At 39.8% G+C, this 23,265-nt stretch carries 18 protein-coding genes and 1 pseudogene; 9 read left to right on the top strand and 10 right to left on the bottom strand.

Annotation, left to right across the window (positions count from 1 at the left end; all coding sequences use genetic code 11):
• Positions 1-74: 74 nt before the first annotated feature.
• The 7 genes from ACPPVU_RS04030 (at position 75) to ACPPVU_RS04000 (ending at position 15,227) form a co-directional block, all read left to right on the top strand.
• Positions 75-3,314 (top strand): SusC/RagA family TonB-linked outer membrane protein, encoded by a 3,240-nt coding sequence (locus ACPPVU_RS04030; protein WP_426670412.1) that lies wholly within the window; start codon positions 75-77, stop codon positions 3,312-3,314.
• Positions 3,315-3,343: 29 nt separating this feature from the next.
• The gene (locus ACPPVU_RS04025; protein ID WP_426670411.1) at positions 3,344-5,182 is read left to right on the top strand and encodes a RagB/SusD family nutrient uptake outer membrane protein; all 1,839 of its coding nucleotides are present in this window, start codon (positions 3,344-3,346) and stop codon (positions 5,180-5,182) included.
• 402 nt (positions 5,183-5,584) lie between these two features.
• Positions 5,585-7,531: a 7TM diverse intracellular signaling domain-containing protein gene (locus tag ACPPVU_RS04020; RefSeq protein ID WP_426670410.1), complete on the top strand. Its 1,947-nt coding sequence runs from the start codon at positions 5,585-5,587 to the stop codon at positions 7,529-7,531.
• A gap of 316 nt (positions 7,532-7,847) precedes the next feature.
• Positions 7,848-10,895 (top strand): SusC/RagA family TonB-linked outer membrane protein, encoded by a 3,048-nt coding sequence (locus ACPPVU_RS04015; RefSeq protein WP_426670409.1) that lies wholly within the window; start codon positions 7,848-7,850, stop codon positions 10,893-10,895.
• 75 nt (positions 10,896-10,970) lie between these two features.
• Positions 10,971-12,395: a RagB/SusD family nutrient uptake outer membrane protein gene (locus ACPPVU_RS04010; protein WP_426670408.1), complete on the top strand. Its 1,425-nt coding sequence runs from the start codon at positions 10,971-10,973 to the stop codon at positions 12,393-12,395.
• Positions 12,396-12,487: 92 nt separating this feature from the next.
• On the top strand, positions 12,488-13,900 hold the full coding sequence (locus ACPPVU_RS04005) for a glycoside hydrolase family 30 protein (protein WP_426670407.1): 1,413 nt from the start codon (positions 12,488-12,490) through the stop codon (positions 13,898-13,900).
• A 424-nt stretch (positions 13,901-14,324) separates the two neighbouring features.
• Positions 14,325-15,227 (top strand): metallophosphoesterase family protein, encoded by a 903-nt coding sequence (locus ACPPVU_RS04000; protein WP_426670406.1) that lies wholly within the window; start codon positions 14,325-14,327, stop codon positions 15,225-15,227.
• A gap of 14 nt (positions 15,228-15,241) precedes the next feature.
• On the opposite strand, the gene ACPPVU_RS03995 is transcribed toward ACPPVU_RS04000, so the two are convergent.
• The 9 genes and pseudogenes from ACPPVU_RS03995 to ACPPVU_RS03955 all read right to left on the bottom strand — a co-directional run bounded on the left by ACPPVU_RS03995 (position 15,242) and on the right by ACPPVU_RS03955 (position 20,510).
• The gene (locus tag ACPPVU_RS03995; protein ID WP_426670405.1) at positions 15,242-15,601 is read right to left on the bottom strand and encodes a response regulator; all 360 of its coding nucleotides are present in this window, start codon (positions 15,599-15,601) and stop codon (positions 15,242-15,244) included.
• Between the two features lie 169 nt (positions 15,602-15,770).
• Positions 15,771-16,385: an START domain-containing protein gene (locus ACPPVU_RS03990; protein WP_426670404.1), complete on the bottom strand. Its 615-nt coding sequence runs from the start codon at positions 16,383-16,385 to the stop codon at positions 15,771-15,773.
• A gap of 142 nt (positions 16,386-16,527) precedes the next feature.
• Positions 16,528-17,250 (bottom strand): hypothetical protein, encoded by a 723-nt coding sequence (locus ACPPVU_RS03985; RefSeq protein ID WP_426670403.1) that lies wholly within the window; start codon positions 17,248-17,250, stop codon positions 16,528-16,530.
• Between the two features lie 81 nt (positions 17,251-17,331).
• Positions 17,332-18,120 (bottom strand): alpha/beta fold hydrolase, encoded by a 789-nt coding sequence (locus tag ACPPVU_RS03980; protein ID WP_426670402.1) that lies wholly within the window; start codon positions 18,118-18,120, stop codon positions 17,332-17,334.
• Between the two features lie 14 nt (positions 18,121-18,134).
• The gene (locus tag ACPPVU_RS03975; RefSeq protein WP_426670401.1) at positions 18,135-18,362 is read right to left on the bottom strand and encodes a hypothetical protein; all 228 of its coding nucleotides are present in this window, start codon (positions 18,360-18,362) and stop codon (positions 18,135-18,137) included.
• A 14-nt stretch (positions 18,363-18,376) separates the two neighbouring features.
• On the bottom strand, positions 18,377-18,742 hold the full coding sequence (locus ACPPVU_RS03970; RefSeq protein WP_426670400.1) for a DoxX family protein: 366 nt from the start codon (positions 18,740-18,742) through the stop codon (positions 18,377-18,379).
• A gap of 33 nt (positions 18,743-18,775) precedes the next feature.
• Positions 18,776-18,979, bottom strand: a pseudogene (locus ACPPVU_RS03965) (SRPBCC domain-containing protein); the annotation flags it as partial.
• 109 nt (positions 18,980-19,088) lie between these two features.
• Positions 19,089-19,427 carry an ArsR/SmtB family transcription factor gene (locus ACPPVU_RS03960; RefSeq protein ID WP_426670399.1) on the bottom strand — a complete coding sequence of 113 codons (339 nt, stop codon included), beginning with the start codon at positions 19,425-19,427 and terminating at the stop codon, positions 19,089-19,091.
• A gap of 207 nt (positions 19,428-19,634) precedes the next feature.
• The gene (locus ACPPVU_RS03955; protein WP_426670398.1) at positions 19,635-20,510 is read right to left on the bottom strand and encodes a glycoside hydrolase family 25 protein; all 876 of its coding nucleotides are present in this window, start codon (positions 20,508-20,510) and stop codon (positions 19,635-19,637) included.
• Positions 20,511-20,963: 453 nt separating this feature from the next.
• Between ACPPVU_RS03955 and ACPPVU_RS03950 the strand changes: the two genes are divergently transcribed.
• Entirely contained in the window at positions 20,964-22,043 is a 1,080-nt protein-coding gene (locus ACPPVU_RS03950; RefSeq protein ID WP_426670397.1) for a hypothetical protein, read from the top strand.
• Between the two features lie 46 nt (positions 22,044-22,089).
• On the opposite strand, the gene ACPPVU_RS03945 is transcribed toward ACPPVU_RS03950, so the two are convergent.
• Positions 22,090-22,341: a hypothetical protein gene (locus ACPPVU_RS03945; RefSeq protein ID WP_426670396.1), complete on the bottom strand. Its 252-nt coding sequence runs from the start codon at positions 22,339-22,341 to the stop codon at positions 22,090-22,092.
• A 212-nt stretch (positions 22,342-22,553) separates the two neighbouring features.
• On the opposite strand from ACPPVU_RS03945, the gene ACPPVU_RS03940 reads away from it, so the two are divergent.
• Complete coding sequence (locus tag ACPPVU_RS03940; protein ID WP_426670395.1) at positions 22,554-23,264, top strand: glycosyltransferase family 2 protein; 711 nt, start codon at positions 22,554-22,556, stop codon at positions 23,262-23,264.
• Position 23,265 lies beyond the last annotated feature (1 nt).

The following is a 23,265-nucleotide window of genomic DNA, read 5'->3' as shown; positions in this document are numbered from 1 at the left end:
AAGAATATTGATAATCCCTTTCTGTTTTCGTCATTTTCCATTGACTATCAATCATTAACCTAAAAATAAACCTCATGTTCAAAAGTTTACTCTACAAAAAAGAGCGCATTTGCATAATGCTATTATGCATACTCTTTTCAATGGCGGCTACAGCCCAGACAAAAATTACCGGTAAAGTTATCAGCAGCGATGACAACCAACCAGTAATAGGCGCTACTGTAAAAATTAAAGGTACATCCACAGGGGTAGTAACAGATGTTAACGGTGCATTCACTGTGAGTGCTAAGATCTCGGATGTATTGATCATATCTTTCATCGGCTATCAACCCAAAAATGTGCCGGTCACAAGTGCTGCGTTGGGTACAATTACAATTGAACAGACACACAGCACTTTGAATGAGGTGGTAGTAACCGGTTATCAAACTCAGCTCAAAAAAGATATATCCGGTTCTGTTGCAACGGTGGATATCGCTACTGCCAGGCAACTGAACGTAACCAGTGCGGAAAACTTACTGCAAGGCCAGGCAGCCGGTGTTACTGTAGTAACAAGCGGTCAGCCAGGTTCACAGGGCCAGGTGCTGGTACGCGGTGTAAGTAACCTGGGTAACTCTGCCCCATTGTATGTTATTGATGGTGTGCAGGAACCAGGCATTCAACCCACTAATAGTATGACTGGGGCAATGGTTGCAGCAAGCGGGGGTATGTCAAATCTTAATCCTAATGATATAGAATCCATTACCGTATTAAAGGATGCGGGAGCCACTGCAATATATGGTGTTAGAGGTGGCAACGGTGTTATCGTGATCACTACCAAAAAAGGGAAGGCGGGTAAAACCCGGTTTAGCTATGATGCCTTTTACGGCAGCGCCTCGCCAAAAGGTGGCAATGTCTGGAATGTACTCAATGGCGCCGACTACATGAGGCTGATACAAAAGGTTGACCCGCAAAATACTTTGGTTGTAAACGGTATCCAGGATTATGGTTTTCAGGGCCCGGGGGTAAAAGGTGTTGGCAGCGCCAGTGACCCGAGAGCCAATCCTTCCAACTATCTGCTGGACATTAATAATCCGGCAAACGACTACCTGATCCAAAAATTTGACAATGGAGAAGGTACTGACTGGTTCCATGCTGTTTTCAACTCAGCACCGGTTCAGCAGCACAGCTTTAGCGCCAGTGGCGCCAATGGTAAAAACAACTACCTGTTTTCATTGGGCTATACGAATCAGCAGGGAACATTGATAGAAAGCTATCTAAAGCGGTACCAGGCACGCATTAACACCAATTTTAGTCTTACTGATCATATCAGGGTTGGAGAAAGCGCTCAAATTTTCTATATCGAAAACCCCGGATTTTCCAATGGTAACCAAAATGAAGGCAATGCAATATCTATGACCTATCGTATGGAACCACAGATACCTGTATATGATATAAAAGGCAATTATGGTGGTACCTGGGATGGTCCAACTCAGCTTGGCAATGCTGTTAACCCGGTTGCCATGATGAATTCATTCCGAAATAATCAAGGCAAAAGCTGGAATATTGAAGGCGCCGCCTATGCCGAGGTTGATTTTTTAAAGTATTTTACGGTACGTAGCCTTATTGGTGGTAATGTTACCAATTACTCAAGCACCAACATAACTGAAACCCCATATTGGAGCGGCGAAGGCCATAGCAATGCTAATGGGTTTGCTGAAGGCGCCGGATTTAACAGTAATTATAATTGGACCAACACTATAAACTACAAAGAGACATTCGGAAAACATTCGGTTACTGCCCTGGGCGGTGTTGAATTAACTAACGCTTATGGCAGGTTTATACAGGCCTCACAAACCAATTTCTTTTCATTAGATCCTTCGTTTATAGGCATTAATAATGGCACCGGCACTATACTTGCATCCAGCGGTATACCAACAAATTTTGTAACGGATTTTACTGGCACATCATTGTTTGGCCGTATTGACTATAACTATAATAGTAAATATTATCTTGCCGGAACAATACGCCGCGATGGTTCGTCATTATTTTATACTGGTCAGAAATATGGCACTTTCCCTTCTGTTTCGGTAGCGTGGCGTATTTCACAGGAAGATTTTCTAAAGAGTGTATCCTGGCTAAATGACCTGAAGCTGCGCGGCAGTTACGGCTCGTCCGGCTATAACGGTAACGTGTTTGCAAATAATGCCTACTCTTCCTATACGACCAATCCCGGAAATTCAAGTTATCCAATAACAGGCTCCATAAGCACCGCACAGGCCGGGTTCTATGCGACAAATTATGGCAATGTTAAAACTACATGGGAAACGGATAAAACTACAAACATCGGGTTTGATGCAGCCTTGTTCAATCATTTAGACCTGACTGTTGAATGGTACAAACGGATAAGCAGTAATTTATTATTCCAGGTACCTCTCCCTGCAACTGCCGGTAGCGGAACACCGCCGTATGTTAATGTAGGGCAAGTTTCAAATAAAGGATTCGATGCCTCAGCCACTTATCATGGCACTTTAGGCAGGGAAGTAAAATTCAGTATAGGCACCAATATCACCAGCTACAAAAATAATGTAGACGACTTAGCATCACCCATATTTGTAAACTCCGTACGTAATGGGTTTATCACACGGGATGCAGTCGGATCGCCAATTGGATCTTTTTATGGATATAAAGTGATCGGTTATTTCTCCAGTGCTGCAGATGTTACTAACTCGGCAAAACAGCCCGATGCTGCTCCCGGTCGTTTTAAGTATGCCGATACCAATGGTGATGGCAAAATTACCGATGCCGACCGTGTTAATATTGGAAATCCGAATCCCAATTTTACCTATGGTGTTAATTTGTCATTAGGCTATAAGGGATTTGATTTCAGTATGGTATTGTATGGTTCGTACGGAAACAAAGATTATAACTACATCAAATACTGGACGGACTTTTACAGCACTTTGACCGGCAACAAGAGCAAGGATCTGTTAAATAATTCCTGGTCACCAACTAACCTTAATCCCAAAACACCTATTGCCGAAGCTGTAAGCACTTTTAGCACAGACGGGGCAGTTAACTCCTGGTATGTTGAAAGCGGATCTTTTCTAAAATGCCGGATGGCACAGTTGGGGTATACCTTTAATTCACAACAGCTCAAAGCCGTAGGTGTAGAGAAATTGCATGTATATGTACAGGGATCCAATCTATTTACAATAACTAAATATTCTGGATTAGATCCTGAGCTACAATCAGTAACCTCAAACGGCATAGGAACAGATCTGGGTAATTATCCAAGTAATGAACGCAGAATAATTCTTGGCGTCAACTTAACATTTTAACAATAACCAATCTTTAAATAATCAGTGTTATGAAAAGTTTACATATTAAATTAATTTTCGTTTTAGGCCTGCTGATGCTGGCGTCATCCTTTGCTTGTAAAAAATGGCTTGATAAAGCGCCGCCAAACTCACTGGCCACAGAAGATTTGGCTAATAAGGCGGGTGTTGATGGTTTGCTTATCGGAGCCTACTCGCTGCTGGATGGTACATGGGCCGGTCAGGCAGGTTCTACCTGGGCCACAGGTACTGATAACTGGATTTATGGCAGTGTGGCTGCGGATGATGCCCATAAAGGCTCAACTCCCGGTGATCAGCCTGATGCCGCTGCTATAGAAAGCTACACAACAACCGCTACCAATGGGTACCTTGACCCAAAATGGGCAATGAATTTTGGGGCCATCCAACGCACCAACGATGTATTGCGTGAATTGCCCTTAGTAAAGGATGGTTCAATAAGCACCGCTTATGCACTTGAAGTTACAGCGGAGTGCCGTTTTCTGCGGGGTTTTTACGAAAGCGAACTGTCAAAACTGTGGAGAAATGTGCCTTATATTGATGAAACTGTTAATTATGCAAATGGTAATTATAATGTGGGAAATCCAGGCCCCGTTTGGGACAAGATTGAAGCAGACCTTATTTTTGCGATGACCAATCTGCCTGTTACGCAGCCACAGGTAGGTCGTGCAAACAAATATGCGGCAGAGGCCTTCCTTGCAAAAGCTTATATGTATGAGCATAAATATGCCCAGGCAAAACCATTATTAGAGGACCTGATCGCTAATGGCGTAAATTCAAGCGGTGCCAAGTATGCTTTGGGATCCTATGGCGACAACTTCAATCCATCCACCAAGAATGGGGCAGAAGGCGTGTTTGTTATCCAGACCTCTGTTCACGATGGATCTAATGGTGCAAATGGTAATTCAGGAGATATTTTAAATTTTTCTTCTGGCGGCCCGGCAAATTGCTGCGGTTTCTTTCAGCCATCATTCAGTTTTGTAAATGCCTTTAAAACAGACGCGAATGGATTGCCACTGCTTGACACTTATAATGACTCTGATCTTAAAAACGATCAAAATATTACTTCTGATCAGCCATTTACACCGACAACCGCAAATATAGATTCCAGGTTAGATTGGTCAGTAGGCAGAAGGGGCATTCCTTATCTTGACTGGGGAATTATGCCCGGCCAGGCGTGGTGTCGGGATCAGGCAGATGGTGGTCCTTATGCACCAATTAAAAGTGTTTACTATAAGGCTGCACAGGCAACTACATCTGACACCTTTGCAGGATGGGCAGCAAACCAATCAACTGCCAATAGTTATAATGCCATCCGCTTTGCAGATGTGTTGCTATGGGCAGCAGAGGTTGAAGTAGAGATAGGCAGCTTGCAAAAAGCAGAGGATTACGTTAACCGTGTAAGAGCCCGTGCTGCACTACCAGCTAATTGGGTTAAAACTTATAAAGATCCCGCTAATTCCACAGGAGGATTTACCAATACACCTGCGGCTCATTATGTAGTAGGACTATATGGAGCGGCAGGCAGTAATCCGCCAAGCGGATTTGCTGTTGGTGGGCAGGCATATGCCCGCAAAGCAGTACAATTTGAACGCAGGCTCGAATTTGGACAGGAAGGCCATCGTTTCTTCGACTTACAACGCTGGGATGGGCTTTATGGTGGACCGATGCCCAAAGGTTTTATGGCTGATGCTTTAAACTCTTACCTGGCGCATGAAATTGCTGTTCCCAATTTTCCGGCTTTGTTGCTTAAAAGCGCACATTTCACAGCCGGAAAAAACGAGTTATATCCCATTCCCCAAAGCCAGATCGATTACACACATGGCACTGTCAAACAAAATCCAAATTATTAACTAACACATTAACCATCCAAAATTAGCAGTAGGGCCCGTTGAGGGCCTTTCTGCTTATAATATTTAAGCTCCAATTATTTTTTTCACAGTAAAGATGATCAGATATTATCTCAAAAGCTGTTATGACAATTACTTTTAATGCTTTTAAAATCAATCATTTAACACAATAAAAGCAAATAGTTCCTCTTCCTCCAACTGTATTCTAAATAAAATAAAAACGCCTTATAAATATTATTATAAGAATTGTTCTTCTCCTCCCATAACAATTCGTATAGATAAATTGTATTCTTACTATATACTATAATTTTACTCTTGGCGTACAGATCATTAACCGGGAAAAGTTAATATTTGGCCCTTATTTCTGTACGCCTGGATTGACCGGGATAATATTAAAAGAGGACTATGGTGTTATATCTACCATTCTTAAACGCTCAAAAAGCAATCAAAAAATTTGCAAAGCAATTGCCTGCAAGCTTCGTATTACTAACCTGCTTATTATCAGCACAAGCCGTTTATGCACAAAAACAGGTCATAATTGATGATCAGGTTAATCAGCACATTTTTTCATACAAAGAAATTGAATGCCTGGAAGACCCTAAAGGTATTCTTCAATTTGACCAGGTTTTATCCCCACAGATATCTTCCCGCTTTAAGGAAAGTTGGTCAAGCACTCCACAAAATTATAATCAGTCATCGGTATATTGGTATAAGATCAGTATAAAGCATCCGCTAAACACTCAAAAAAACTGGATGCTTGAATTCTTTGATCAAACCATTGATGACATAACTGCTTACATCCCATCAGGCAATGGACAATATAAAATTGAAAAATTTGGCGCCTTGTATAAATTTGACAAGCGGCAAATTCACCATAAAAACTTCGGTATTAACCTGAATATCTATCAGCCCTGTACCTATACCTACTATTTCAGGATAAAATCACACCAAACGGCAGATGTTATTATTGTTTTACGATCTGTTAATTGGTTCATTGAATACGCTTTGAGCGAGTATTTGCTTTTCGGTGTGTTTTATGGGATGATATTGGTTTTCGCCTTCTATAACCTGCTCATGTTTGTAGCTTTCAGGCAAAGGCAGCATTTATATTATGTATTATATAACCTCAGTGTTGGATTTTATGAGCTTTGTACCGATGGTATAGGTTATGAGTATTTGTGGCCAAATTCGCCCGCCTGGAATGAGTATGCCTACGGTTTTGCTCTCTGCTGCATAAGCGTATTCGCCTTATTGTTTACCCGCAAGCTGTTATTTGTAAAGAAAAATGCCCCCATTCTATACAAATTGATCAATGCGGTCATAATAGCCAGGGTAGGATTTTTCCTCGTCTGCTTCTTCGTAAACAGGCAATGGTTTAATTATAAACTTTTAGAGTTCATACCACTATGCATCGCATTTTTTACTGGTATCTATATTTTAATTAACGGTTACAGGCCCGCCCGGTTTTTTGTATTGGGCTATGGGTTTCTTTTTGCCGGCTTTACGCTAAAGATGCTGGCTTATTTTGGCTGGTTCAGTATTGGAATTATTAGCTACTATAGCCTTAGTCTCTGCTTTATTTTAGAAATGATATTCCTTGCCCTGGCAATAGGGGATAAGGTTCGCCTGTTAAAAAGAGAGAAAGATAAAGCGCAGCGCGAAATTATTGAACAGCTAAGAGACAAGCAAAAGCTGGAAGCATCGATCAATATCAAACTGGAAGAACAGGTACGCGAAAGAACGCATGAGGTATTGGAGAAGGCATTGATCATCGAAAAACAAAATGAAGAGCTGAACCGGGCCAATGAAATTTTGCAGCATCAGGCAGAAGACATATTCAGAATGAACTTGTTACTGGAAAGGGATAACCAGGAGTTGCAAACCGGTTTTGAAAAGGTGTCACGCGATAGGATCATGTCGGCTACTGTGGATTTTGAAGAGTTCAGCAAGATTTACCCTGATCCCGACAGCTGCTACAAGTTTTTGGCAGACTTGAAATGGAGCACTAATTATAAATGCCACAAATGCCATCATACGCATTCATTTAGCGGGCATATGCCTTATAGCAAAAGATGCAGCAAATGCAGCTATGAGGAATCTGTTACGGCTTATACCATATTTCATAACACACGTATCCCTATAACAAAAGCCTTTTATATGATATTTTTGGTTTACTCAACCAACGGAAAAATATCATCGCACAAACTGTCTGAGATATTGGCTATACGCCAAAGTACCTGCTGGGCATACAGCAACCGCATAAAGAAACTCCTGGTAGTCCGTAAAAGAGGCCCAAAAGTTGAAAATCACGAGGGCTGGAGCAACCTGGTACTGGAAAATCATGAGGAGTAAGTAAGTTTTACTTATTAATTACAATCCATAACTCATTAATTATCAATTTCTAAACAAGGGTATTTATCCGTATCACAATTTGTTAAAAATTCATCACTTTCTCATTCTTCCTTATTAATAATCAATCGATTATAGTCGTATCTATTCAGGTACTAAACCGTATCAGATTAGTGTATAACTAATTAAATATCAGTTATTTAGCTAGAAAAATATCTCAATATTTTTGCATTTTTCACATTTAATGCGTCTAACTTTGTCTCATTAATCAAATGCCATCATTGGCATTGAACCAATTTTTAATCACAAGCAAAATTCTATGAAAAGAAAACTGACTTTATTTGTAGTCATCTTGTTAACGAGTTGTGCCTTTGCCCGCGCGCAAACAAGCTCCGTTACCGGTATTGTAAAAGATGACCAGGGCACCCTACCCGGAGTGACCATTATGGAAAAAGGGACCACCAACGCTGTTACAACAGACGTAAATGGGAAGTATACCATAAAAGTTTCGCCAACCGGAACATTAGTATTTTCATTCATTGGCTATGATAGCCAGGAGCAGCCGGTTAACAACCGTACAGAGATCAATTTAGTACTCGTTGCCTCAAACAAGCAGCTGAATGAGATAGTTGTAGTAGGTTATGGTACCCAAAAGAAAAAGGATATCACATCAGCCATTGCCACCGTAAGCACTAAAGATGTAAGCTCCAGGCCAATTGTTAATACTGCAGAAGTACTGGATGGCAAGGCAGCGGGCGTGCAGGTGTTTAATGCATCAGGTGCGCCGGGAGGCAACAATTTTAGTGTCCGTATACGCGGTGCATCATCACCCAATGGTTCTGAACCTATTTATGTTATCGATGGTGTTGTTGTGCCCAATACGCAAAGCCTTGACCCTAATAACATTGAATCTATCAGCGTGCTGAAAGATGCATCAGCTGCCGGGATTTACGGTTCGTTAGGCGCTACAAATGGTGTTGTATTAATTACTACCAAAAAGGGTGTTAAAGGACAAACGAAGGTTGAAGTAAACATGTACACCGGCAAACAGCAAATAGTTAAAAAATTAGATTTGCTGGATGCCCAACAGTATAAAGACCTGATGACTGACGAGTTTACAAATGGAGGCCAGACAGTACCGGCATACCCTGCCAACTTTACTGCCAACAATAACTGGCAGGATCTAACCTACCGCACTGCTAACCAAAGCGGTATAAATGTCGGCTTATCCGGTGGTACAGATAAAGGTACTTTCTATTTTGGATTAGGCGACTTAAACCAGGATGGTATCATAAACGGAACAAACTTTAAGCGTTATTCTACCCATTTGAGCCTTGAACAAAAAATGAAGACCTGGCTATCCTTCGGAACTGACATTTCGTATAACAGGCAGGATGGGCGTACTGTAAATGACAATAGTTCGGCCAATCATGGTGGTACTGTGCTGGCAGCTTTATCCACCCCTCCAATTGTTCCCATATTCAACGCAAATGGCATGTATCAGTCCAATTCTGATAATACTACCAACCCGCTGGATGATATTTATAGTAATGAAAACCATTACATAAGAAACAATTTATTAGGAAATGCACATGTTGAAATTACCCTGCCATATAATATCAAATTTCGTTCGCAACTGGGTATTTCGTTGAACAATTTTAATACAGATTTATTTATCGACCCAACGCTTAACCAGGGAGCCAGCCAGGTAAATGGTGTAGGCAGCAGTGAGAATAATGAAACATTCCGTTATACCTGGGATAACACTTTAACGTATAATACTACCATCAATAAAGTGCACAGCATCACCGCGGTAATAGGTACATCAGCAATTGAAGAAAAGTATACTGATAGCTATTTGTATGGAACAGGCTTCCCTGCTGGTGTAACCACCTTAAACGCGGCAAGCGCCAATAAATCAATTTCTACTTATAAAACTGACTGGACAACCAGTTCATATTTTGGTCGTGTTAATTATGCTTATAATGATAAATATCTGTTAACAGCATCATTAAGGGCTGATGGTTCATCAAGGGCCGGCATCAATAACCAGTGGGGCTATTTCCCTGCAGTATCCGGTGCATGGCGCATTTCCAGGGAAGATTTTCTGAAAAATAACAACACCATCAGTGATCTTAAATTAAGAGCTGGTTACGGCGAAGTAGGTAACTTGCCACAAACATTGTATAACAGCTACAGCACATTAAACCCGGCGGCTTATTTATTTGGCGGCAACAGTGCATCAGGCTATAATCCCACCAATCCGGCAGGTAATCCTAATTTAAAATGGGAAAGTACCAAGGGCATAAACATTGGCTTTGACATATCTGTTTTGAATGATAGATTAACGTTAAGCACTGATTACTACGACAAGAAAACCACCAATTTTATCTTTCCTGTGACTATTTCAACAGCCGAAGGTGGTGCCGCAAATGTTGAGAACGAGAATTTACCTGGTCATATAACAAACAAGGGTATTGAGTTCTCATTGACCGCTAAAATAATAGCCCAATCAGACTGGAGCTGGACCGCTACATTCAATGCTTCATTCAATTCAAACAATGTAAGTGGTATCCCGCAAATATTAGATTCTAATGGAAATTTAGTTGACCAGACATTCCCTTTTGGCGGAATTGCATTTGGTGGTAACGGAAACGCAACCAACCTGGCAATTGTGAAAAATGGCCTTCCTTTAGGCGCGTTTTATGGTTATCAGTTTGCCGGTGTAGATCCTGCTAACGGTAATGCATTGTATAAAACAGCAAACGGAGGTACCACTGCGGCACCAACAACAGCTGATCAGACTTATCTCGGCAGCGGTTTGCCAAAAGCAGTTTACGGCTTTGCGAATACGGTTACCTATAAAAATTTCAGTTTAGACTTTTTGTTTGATGCAGTAGCAGGCAATAAGGTATTTGATGCTACAAGAGTGGAAACCGAAGGGATGTATTTAACAGGTAATGCAAGTACTGCTGTATTAAACCGCTGGAGAAAGCCAGGTGATATTACAGATGTTCCTGCTGCAAATATTACGGGCACAAATAGTGCAGGTGTTTCAACTATTTTGCCATCTTCGCGCTTTATTGAAAGTGGCGCTTTTGTAAGGTTGAAATCTTTATCATTAAGCTATATGATCAAAAATAGCACCCTTGAAAAGGAAGGCATAAAGATCCGCGTGTTTGCAACAGCTCAAAACCTGTTTACCATAACCAATTACAAAGGCTATTATCCTGAAGTTAATGCGTTCAGCGGAAGCTCACAAAGCGGTGGCACGCTCGGTACGCCAAGCTCAACAGCTATTGGTATCGATTATGGTACATATCCTCAGACAAAAACTTATACAGCAGGTTTGAATGTTACATTTTAAACTATCCTAAATTTTACGAAAATGAACAACTATCATAAAATATTAACAACTGCATTATGTGTCTCAGTGCTAATAATGTCAGCCTGTAACAAAGACTTTTTAAATAAACAGCCTATATCCCAGGGTACGGCAGGTAATTATTATAAAACTGCAAGCGATGCAGAAGGTGGCTTGGTAGGTGCTTATCAGCAAGCTTTTTTGAACGACCAATACTGGGTTTGGGATTACACAACCAATGGTGACGCACGTGCAGATAATTGTTATGCCGGTGGAAACAACCCGGATAACATTGGTATAGATGGCTTTACCTTAACATCACTTAATGGAAATGTAACCCGCGACTGGGCGGGGTTATTCCAGGATATCTATGCTTCAAACATAGTATTAGATTACGTGCCTAAAATTCCGGCAACACAATTTGCAAATAACAGGCAACAGCAAATTCTGGGGGAAGTTAAATTTATAAGAGCATTATCCTATTTTCAGTTGGTTACTACTTACGGAGATGTTCCATTGATTTTATCAACCATAAATACACCTGTTAAACCAACAAGGACAGCAGCAAGCGCAGTATATGCACAAATAGAAAAGGATCTGCTTGAGGCAGAGGCTGTACTACCTGTTTCATTTCCCAATGTAGGTCATGCCACACAAGGGGCTGTACAGGCTTTGTTAGCGAAAGTATATGCCCAGGAAGGCAAATATCAGCAATGCCTGGACTATTGCAATAAAGTGACCAACAATGGTCAATATGCATTGGTGCCAAACTATGCAACCTTGTTTGATGGGACTAAAAACACTTCTGAGTCTATATTTGAGATACAACACTCATCTGCAAGTGGCTTTACTACTTACAACACCTCGTTATATTTGCCTGCTCAGTTTGGTACCTATTCTTTTTTAAAGTTTAACGTTCCAACTAATGACCTTATTAACCTGTTTAAATCGCAAAACGACAATATCCGTTTAGCTGCATCAGTTTTTACAGGAACAATTGCGGCAGATGGAACGGTAGCCGGAGATCCAATTCCGCCTCCATACACAAACGCTTCACCTACAGTTCCTTTCCTGTATAAATGGAAAACCAATATTTCGCAATTTGGCGGTGGTACAGATAATACTATATTGCTACGCCTTGCTGATATTATATTGTTAAAAGCCGAAGCCATGAACCAATTAGGACAAACAGCACAAGCAATTCCATTGGTGAACCAGATCAGGGCAAGGGTTAAACTGCCTGCTATAACTGTGACCTCTCAAACTGATGTTGCATTGGCCATATTAACTGAGCGCAGAATGGAGCTTGCTTTTGAAGGCTTCCGCTGGCTTGACCTTTTGAGGTATGGTAAACAATATACCATCACTTTAATGAATAGCCAGGTTGACCCTTTTGGCAAGCCATTAAATTACAATGTAGATCAAAATAAGTTAATATTTCCGGTTCCTTATAACGAGATCCAGTTAGACGGAAATCTGACACAAAATCCGGGTTATAAATAAAAATTAAAAAGCTGCCCGGTTAAATCGGGCAGCTTTTTTACCATAGCTTCGCTTATATTCTCAAATTACTTACACGCCTATAATTATACAAAATGCATAACAGCAAGTACTTCATTATTGGGTTATTAATTGTATTGAGTTTTCAATGCTTTAATGCTGATGGTCAGAAGCCTCAGTCAACCCAACCCCAACTATGGCTTACCGATCCTGATAATGGTGTATTATTCAAGCAACAGAATCAGGGACTCAAGCAAGTGAATACGCTTAAAAGTGCTCCCACAATTACTATAGACAAATCAAAGTCCTTTCAGCAAATGGATGGCTTTGGCTATGCTTTAACCGGAGGAAGTGCTGAGCTTATTGATAAAATGAGTGCCGATAAACAAGCCGCTTTATTAAAAGAGTTATTTGGCACTGATAAAAATGATATTGGCGTTAGTTATTTAAGAATAAGCATAGGCTCATCCGATCTGGATGACCATGTGTTTTCTTATGACGATCTCCCAGCAGGTGAAACAGACGCCGAACTTAAAAAATTCAGCCTGAATAATGATAAACACGCATTGATACCTGTATTGAAAAAAATACTGGCTATCAACCCGCATATAAAAATACTGGCTTCCCCATGGAGCCCGCCGGCATGGATGAAAACCAACGATAGCACAGGCGGCGGACATTTAAAGACCGAATATTACCACACCTACTCGCAGTATTTAATAAAGTACATAAAGGGGATGGCTGCTAATGGTATAACTATTGATGCTATAACTATTCAGAATGAGCCTTTGAATCCTAAAAATAATCCGAGTATGGTAATGGAGGCTTCTGAACAGGGTGATTTCATTAAAAACAATCTCGGTCCGGAATTCAAAGCTGATAAGATCAAAACAAAAATAATATTGTACGATCACAACGCTGACAGGCCCGACTACCCCATCTCGATCCTTAATGATCCGAAGGCCAGTCAATATGTAGATGGCTCCGCATTTCACTTATATGGTGGCAAAATAGAGGCATTATCAGAAGTTCATAATGCTCACCCCGACAAGAACCTGTATTTTACAGAAGAGTGGGTTGGTGCGCCGGGAGATTTGAAAAAAGAGATGCGTTTTCATATAAGGGATCTGATCATTGGTGCGCCAAGAAATTGGAGCCGGAATGTAATTGAATGGAATTTGGCAGCCGATCCTAAACAGGAACCGCATACCCCGGGTGGATGCACCGAATGCCTGGGAGCCATAACCATAAATGGTGATATTGTGACCAGGAACCCAGCGTACTATATTGTAGCGCACGCTTCAAAGTTTGTTAGGCCAGGCTCGCATCGGATTGAATCAAATTATATCAAAGAATTGCCAAACGTTGCCTTTTTAACTCCAACAGGCAAAACTGTCCTGATCGTATTTAATGATTCTGATAGTACACAAACCTTTAATATCAAATTGAATAATAAACAGGTTTCCTCTGTTTTAAACCCTGCCGCTACCGGCACCTATGTGTTTTGATTCTTAAAATGAAGATAATGCAGAGTGGAGATTCTGCAGTTTAGTTGATTTAGATATGAGGCTGTCTCAAAAGTATAATTTACAAGAGTGGAGCAAAATATTATTTGGCTCTGTGTGCTTTGTGTCCTCTCTTAATGATCTCTGTGGTAAAATTAACTACTAAGACCACTAAGTTTTTGCACAAAGTTCACAAAGATAAATCCGCGCCAAATTTTGTTCTGTGTGCCAAATTGAATTTTTACTTTGAGACAGCCTCTTTTTATTTAGAATGATTTCTGCTGCGTCGTTATAACCTAACCGATACTGCTTTCCCCTGGTAGCTAACAACCTTATCAATTCTGGTCCCTCAATTATTTAATATTTGGTTAAGATATAATCGAAAGATAAAAGGCAAATTTGCAAACAGAACTATTGCCCAAATCGCATGAAAAGAAGATCAGCTCTAAAAAACATTGGTGGTATTTTGTTAGCGCCTGCTTTGTCTCTCGGCAATTTATCAACAGAGAAACGATCAGTTTTAAGAATAGCACATCTAACGGATATTCACCTTAAGAATAAGTTTGATGCCCCTGCAAGGTTTGCAAAGTGCCTGCATCATGTACAACAGCAATCACCTAAGGTAGATATGATCCTGAACGGAGGTGATATCGTATTCGACATGAATAAAGAGAATATCAGCACTATTAATGATCAATGGCAATTATTTCAATCGGTCATAAAATCTGAATGTAGCTTACCTGTTAATTATTGCCTGGGCAACCATGATATCTGGTGGAACGAAAACGATAAAGACCAGGCTCTTTATGGCAAAGAATATTCAATGGATAAGATAGGGCTACATAAGCCTTTTTATAGCTTCACAAAAAATGGCTGGAAGTTTATTATCCTGGATAGTGTACACCTGGATATAGATAACACCTGGTATATTGGCAAATTAGGCGATGAGCAATTTTCATGGCTCGAAAATGAACTTAAAAATACCCATCCTTCTGTGCCGGTGCTGGTAATGTCACACATCCCTATACTTACAGCTACCAATTTGATAGAAGATGATATTGTTAATAAATGGGTGATGCTGGGTGGTGATATGCATACAGATACTGCCAAAATAATCAGTCTCTTCTACAAACATCCAAATGTTAAGTTATGCTTAAGCGGACATATTCACCTGCGCGAGAAACTGGTATATAACAAGGTTACGTATTTATGCAATGGTGCAGTAAGCGGGGCGTGGTGGGAAGGCAACAGAAGAGAAACAGCGCCCGGATATGGTTTGATCGACCTGTACGACGATGGAAGCTTTACTGAAGATTATATTAATTATTGATCGTAGAATTAAGGCTAATTGACCAGTGCATCAATCCTTTTCACAAGCATATTGATGTCAAATGGTTTGGTTATAAAAGCATCGAACCCAAAATTACCAAGTGATGCCGCTAACTCCGGATAAGCCGAGATCAGGATAACCGGGATATGACAGGTGTCTTTATTGCCTTTTATGAGCTGGCATATCTTCCCCCCGTTAGTTCCCGACAGTAAATAATCCGTTAATACCAGATCGGGTTTATAATCACTAATTGATTGCAAAATATCATCTGTGCGGCTTAACCCTTTAACCGCAAAATCATTATATTGAAGCACTGTTTCCAACACTTGCAGAATATCTGCATCGTCCTCAATTATTAAAATCTGCTTTGCCATTTCTTCCCATACATATATAAGCGTCAACCTAAGAAACCTTATAAGGTTTAAATTGTTTTACAAGGTTTCTAAAAGAATATAGTTGAAATGCTATAATTTTATTTGAGATTTATAGAAAGAACCATTTTAAAAATCTCTCATAAGCACAAAAACTTTTAAATGATTAAATTTACTGATTTCCTTTCGCAATTATCTCCTTAAGTTTTTGAAACGAATTGTATGGACCAACGCTGGCAGCAAAATTAACCAACCATGAAGGCAGATATCCTCCGGGGTTAGTACTAAAGGTATACTGAATTTTTAATAGTTTATTAGACATAGTTTTAACGTCCCACGATGCAAGTGAAAAAGGCACCCTTACCAGGTTGGGCTTATCTGGCAATATCCCAGGAATACTTTTCGCCTGAATATACAGCACTTTATTGGCTGTATCCTTTTTGAAGCTTAACTCTATTACTAAATCCCGGTTACTTAAAGGCCATGGAAGCTTAACCTCAGAATAATAAATTAACGTATCCTTGTTTTTTTTGCTGATCAGATAGGTCTTTTTGGTTCCGTAACTCCACTCTTTTTGGTGGGGAATATTTTGCAGTATTGCAATTAATTGGTCGTCTGTAGCATTTAACTCAAAATCAGCTCGTACTTCCTTAAATTTTTCGCTGTCTAATCTCCTGGTATATACCTTTATACCATCTTCACTTTTTATTAATTGCCATTTTTCCTGGGCAAAGCATAAAATTGGTAGACTAATTAATGCAATTAATAATTGAAGTCCTTTGCCCATCAAAACTTACTTATCTATTTAATAACCCTCCCTATTATAACTCTCCCGTACAAGAATTATTGCAATAGTCAGGATTTAATGTGCTTATAGACTGTTATTTATAGCAAGACCAAGATAGTGGGTCAATTGATTCTGGTTTTTATCATCTCCTGAAATAAGTGTTAGATGTTTTCTTCCATTTGAAATCCCGGTATGAGGCTATGATGTAATTGACCAGATCATAGTCATTCCACTTCCTTATTTGTTCAAGTGCAGGCCAGTAATCACTTTCAAAGTCTTCCAATTCGTCATTTTTTATTGGGATAACGCTTTTTATATTCTGCGCATTAAACCGCGCTGAGATCTCATAATAAGCCGACTCTTTTTTAGCATAACGGTTGAATCTGCGGGCATCCTTTACCTCACTCTTAAAATTCTCATAAATGAAGGTCATCGGTTTTAAAAACAGGTAGTAATAATGTGGAGTGCCGGTATAAAAAACACTTTTCTTCCTGTAACCCCTTTTTACTTCATCAAGATTAACTTGTACCGAAGTTTCTTTTATTACGACTCCGGGCAATGCAATAGCTGATTTTAAAAAGAAAATTTTATCAGTAAAATCATTAACCGCTAATTCTGCATTATTATAGCCAGCACAGCTGATCTCTAGTGTATCTCCGACAGATGCAGGTATGGTAAACATGCCATACATATTTGATTTTACTGTAATTAGGCTTCGTTTATTGAATATCTGTATATCACCGAGCCTGATGCCAGTACCGGCTTTATAAAGTATACCTCGTTGTGCTTTTTCTGATTGCGCATTTGACTGGTTACAAACAGCCAGCAGAAAAAAGCAAAGGTTAAATATCTTACTACAGGTCATACTTTAATAAAAATAAGAAAGTGGTCTGACCGCAATAATTATTTAACCTTTTTTAACAGTAATGTGTTAAATATCAGCAAATTATTTGCTTTTAAAGAAATCAATAAGCACTGGTGCCAATACTTTTTCCGACACATTGTGGGTTTGCCCCTTTAATATTTGCAATTGACTGTTGGGCATTATCTCAGAAAGCTTTTTTACTGCATGCTGAAGTGAAACCTGGCTTTTATCCCCTCCCGAAATAAGGGTCGATACTTTTATCGATGCCGCTTTCTTTTCAGGCAATGAGTAACCGTCCATAACGGCAGCATCATACGGAAGCGTATGTGCCACGCCTTTAAGTTTTGACCAGATGGGCATCAGCTTCATGATAAAAGTAAATATTCCTGGCAGGCCGACCATATCTTTCATGAAGAACTTTACAGCATCGCCCCGGCGGTCTTCTGTAATCATCGACTGTAGCTGTACTAATGAATCAGCCGGCGGATGATGCCCTTCATCATCAACCATGAACGGAGGTTCATACAATGCCAGTTTAGGAATATTTAAACCTTGTGCTGCTGACGCAATCGCCAATGCTGCACCTGATGAAATTCCGAATACAAATGCCGATCCACCGACAGTATTGATGAGCGCTTCAATATCTTCAATTTCTCTTTCAGGAGCATAAGGTTTGTTATCGCCGCTCTCATTTCTTCCACGGCGGTCATAATTAATAACGGTAAAGTTATCAGCCAGTAGCTTTGCAAGCTTCGGCATTGGACCAAAGGCCCTGCTGCACAATGCCCCATCTACCAAAATCAGTGGAAATCCACTACCAATTTGATCATAGGCGATGGAAGTTCCATCTTTTGAAACTACTTTTTTCATGTTTATTTTAATCTTTAGTGCAATACATCACATTGATAACCATTTTCGCTTACCAGTTTTACAATTTTATCCTGCTGGATATTTTCACCTTCGACCCTTAATATCTTGTCACAATCCTCCAGGTCAAAATTGATATTGAACAATGGAAATTGTGCTGACAAGATATCCAGGAGCTTCCTTGCCTGCCTTTTGTGACGGACATTCGTTTTAAAAACCTCTACCATATTCAGTACCATTTCCATTGTGAAATCAATTATTATGCATTTATTTTTTTGTGATAAAATATATAAGAGCCAAATAAAATGGCAATGAAAATAAACATCGGCGCCCAACTGGCAACCGGATCGCCAATAACTATGAATGAGTAAGTTGCCCCGACCATGTCAAAAAAGAAGCCAGCATAAGCCCATTCTTTTAACCGCGGATAACCCGGTACCAGTAGTGCTACAACACCCAGTATCTTTGCTACCGCCAAAAATTTAAACACATAAAGCGGATAGCCCATGTGCTTGGCGATTTCGGCCCCCTGCGGGTTCGGGATAAAAGTGCTAATGGCGGAGAATAACATTAAGGCCACGATTAATACAGTAAATACCCAGTACAAAATTTTAGTTGTTTTCATTGTTTTTAGTGATTTAAGTTTATAATGATTGGTTTACATTTTCGCTAATTCTTGTTCCAGGCGATCAATCGTTTGATTTCCACCCTCAATTGCTCTGAATTCCTGAACCACATAGTTGCGGGCCGCAGCCGTACCAAATATACTTCGCATTGTAAGTTTAGTTTTATTCCCTTGATCTTCAAAGGTTATCACCACATTAAATTTTTTGGGGTCATCTTCCTCCCCTGATCCATGTTCATAAGCAAGCCGCGATCCCTAATATCAACATTGGCGTCATTTAATGTTTTCATGATGTTTCTCCTCTTATTTATTTTTATTGAGTATATATTAATGAGTTATAATCAACTCATTTTTTTCTGCCATGCTTTTTATTTTTAGCTTGTAACTCCTTTAAATAAATATCCAGCGAATCGAACCTTGCCTCCCACAGTTCCCGGTATTGATCTATCCAGTCCGATACTTCATTCAACTTTTCAAACCTTCCTTCACAATATCGCTCACGCCCCTGTTGCTTTATCTCCAGCAAACCACACTCGGCCAGTATCTTCATGTGTTTATAAATGGCTGCCCGGCTTACGTCAAAGTTCTCAGTCACCGAATTTATATTAAGCGACTTGTGCGCTATCATTCCCAATATCTCTCTCCGCGTTGGGTCGGCAATTGCCTGGAACACATCTCTTCTCATATTTCATGAAACCTTTTGGTTGCACAAATATATGTGCCACCTTTCAGTTGCACAAATTTTTTTGAATATTTTTTTAGAAATAAATTACAAGCACTTGTTTTACAAAGGCTAATACAAACCTACTGGCAATAATATGACTATGAAACAGGTGAATGCGGCAATCCGAGGGGCGAATTGCGACAGGAAGTATTAAATTAAAAAGTAATACTATTGAACCAATAGTTTTTGAAACGCAGCACTATCCCCCTTAAAAGCATCAAAATCTACCACGTGGTTAATTCCACTTATGGTTGCCTTATCGGAGTGCTGCCAAAATAACCAGTTAGTTTTACTGTTTATTTTTAATTCGGCTTGGTGATAGTTGGCTACCCACAATACGTTTTCATCAAAGTATCCCGCGAGGTAATCCTGGTAAAAACTCATTCCGGAATATATGATTGGTTTCACCCTGGTTTTGGTTTGGACATAGGCTAAAAAGTCTTTCAGCTCCTGGCGCATTTTTACGGGGGTAACGCCGTTTAGCTCTTCTACATCAACAACTAACGGCAGATCGCCTTTTTCGATCTTAACGGTTTGGAGGAAGAATTTTGCCTGCCACTTACCGTTTTTGGATGGTTTAAAATAATGATAGGCTCCACAAATAATCCCCACTTTAGGTGCTTCGCGCCAGTTACGCTGAAAATAGGGGTCGACCGATAATACACCTTCTGTCGCCTTAATAAAGGCAAAACTGATGTGCACGCTATCTTCCTCCATTGATTTTACTTTTTGCCAGTCTATTTTGCCCTGGGCGTATGAAACATCAATGCCATGAATGGCATATTTATCAGGTATCTGAATATTAAAGCTTTTGTAAGTGCGGTAATGCGGATTTCCTCCCATATCACTTACCCATCGCCATGCAGAAGTAAATGACCTCAAAACATATCCATAATAAAAAGGAGATAATAATACCAGGAACAAGCCAGCTACGCCTATTTTCAGTAGTACAGACCATCCTTTGCTTTTTTTCTTTCGGGCTGAAGCCTTTTTCTTTACAGGTGCTTTCTTGATCGGAGAAGGTTGTTTACGATGGGATGTCACATGGCAAAACTACAAAAATGCCTTGCGAACTGGAAACTGTTTTGTATTATCTGGTGTAATTATCTAATTATAAATATTGCCCAAAACGCAAATTGCCCATTGGTTAATGGTTGGATAAAATTTGCCGGACATTTAGAGCTAATATGGCTATTATATTTAATTGTAAGTAAACAGGAGAAAATATATTTAATGCTTATGCTCTAATTTAAATAGTGTATGTGTGTCTAATAATTTCATTTCCAATAAAATGACTGAGGCCAGGCAACGTTTTGGCGTATATTTGCCGTAGATTAATGTGGTACTTGTTTTTTACCAATTATATTATTTCTTACAGGTAACCGGCTGATAATCTTAAATTAAACATAAAAGTATTTTTTTAGCAACAAATAAAACAATTAGCATTTTTACGTTATTATTAACCTGAACCAAATTCTACGCTTTAAACGACTTGACATGAAAAAAAATTTCCCCTGCCTATGTTGCTGGGTTATTATAATTATAGTTCTAAACTCCTGCTCAAAGGATAAAGTCAAACCGACTATTACCCCACTAACAATGGGTTTATACCAGTACGGAACCGACAAGGGAAAAAGAGTATTTATCCCAATAACACAGATCGGAACACAAGCTGTAGATTATTTTAGTGTTTTTGATACCGGGTCTACCGGCATGACCATCGATGCTCACGGCATTATCCCGGCGTCGATGATCACGACTTCAGGAATAACCTTTACAGGTGATTCCGTTGTTGTAAGTGGTATTACTATTACTTCACAACAAGCAATAATGAGCTATGGCAATCAAACCGGGCTAATAAAAGAATATGGTTATCTTGCCTATGCATCGGTGACTATAGGTGATCAAAACGGTAAAACCAGTGCTAAAAGAGTTCCATTTTTCTTATACTACAAGGTAGTTGACGAAACGACGGGTGAAACGGATACTGTTAATCACTCGCTTGATATATTTGGAGTAGGTCCCGGCACAAGCTATGCCAGTTCATTAATAGCAAGCCCTTTAACATACTTCAATATCGACGCAAGCCTTACCAGCGGTTTCCGACTGGCCATGCTGCAGAGCAATAGTTTTAGTAGTACGGGCACTTATGTAGCAGGGCTTTTAAGTATCGGTTTAACATCCTCCGATCTGACGTCATCGGGCTTTGTTATGCATCAGCTTAGCAATCCGGGCGTTGGGGGATTTTCGCCAAATATACCTTCAACCGTTACTTATAGTGGGCAAAGTGTTTCAACAAATGTCTTGTTTGATACCGGTACACCTCAGATATCAACCATTGAAAACCCACTGGCGACAAACAGTTTAGGCCAATTGCCAGCAAATACTGTTGTTACAATTAAAACCTATGCAGGTTTTACATACACTTATACTACTACTAATACCTCTAATTTGACAGAAATACAAAATCCGAATGTAACAGGTGATTACCGAACTATTTTTGGTATTGACTTTTTTGTAAAAAATGAATATTTAACTGATTATGCACATCATAAAATAGGGCTGAAGAATAATTAGTTTTCAGGATGCGAACTTAGTTTGCAGTAGACGATCAGCTAAAAAACTATTTATTCTGTCCTAATACTTGTTTTTTGATAAACTCGATATTGGAATCGGGCAGTGCATTACCGGAGATTTGGGTTATGGTACCATCCCAGTGAATTTCCAACTCGGCGGTCATATTGTTATCAATGCTTACTTTCAGTTTGTCCCCGTCTTTTTCAACCCGGCATGACAGTTCACGTCCCCCGTATTGCATAGTGAACTCGTGCATGCCTTCGGTGCCTGCCTGTGTTTTATTTTCCGTGTTAGTCATGATGATCTTGATTTGTTCACAGATAACACCACAACTGAAAGTATGTTTGAGTAACACAGAAACCAGGTATTTGATAAGTTATTCACTGAATGATTCGTAGTTATTAAATATCTCATTTACTCATTTAATAAATCATTGAATTCTCCAAAAAACAATTAATTTCACCACTAAATTAACACGATCTTAATCAGCTGAAAACCCTGTATCCATCAATGCCCGGTAAAGTTTTAATTGTAATTCCATGCTATAATGAAGAGGCTTCACTGCCATCGGTATTAAAAGAATTGCAACAGACCGTGCTACCGGATAATTATCAGTTGGATGTACTGGTAGTAAATGACTGCTCAAAAGATGGCACTTCGGCTGTCGCCAAAAAAGGGAAAGCCATAGTGATCGATCTGCCGGTGAACCTTGGCATTGGCGGTGCGGTGCAAACTGGCATCTTGTATGCCCGCAATAATGGATATGATATTGCTATCCAACTGGATGGCGACGGGCAACATCCACCAAAAGAACTCAGTAAATTGGTTAGTTTTCATTTGGAATCAGGCGCTAATATTGTAATTGGATCTCGTTTCCTGGAGAAAGAAGGTTTCCAGTCGTCATTTGCACGCAGACTTGGCATCAAATATTTTCATTGGGTAAACCGGCTTATGACCGGGCTACACATCTATGACAGCACTTCCGGTTTCAGATTATTTGATAAAGCTGCGATAAAAATTGCCGCTGTAAATTATCCCGATGAATATCCTGAGCCGGAATCACTGGTTGTATTTTCCAAAGCCGGACTAAAAATAGCTGAAGTGCCTGTAATCATGAACGCAAGGCAGGGTGGACAGTCATCTATACGGCAATTTGGTTCGTTGTATTATTGCATTAAAGTAAGCCTTGCCATGTTATTTTCATTCATTCGTAAACCGTAAT

The sequence above is a fragment of the Mucilaginibacter sp. McL0603 genome, from assembly GCF_049992945.1.
Taxonomy (GTDB): domain Bacteria; phylum Bacteroidota; class Bacteroidia; order Sphingobacteriales; family Sphingobacteriaceae; genus Mucilaginibacter.
The sequence above is the reverse complement of the archived record's forward strand: the minus strand, read 5'-3'. Positions and strand labels throughout refer to the sequence as shown.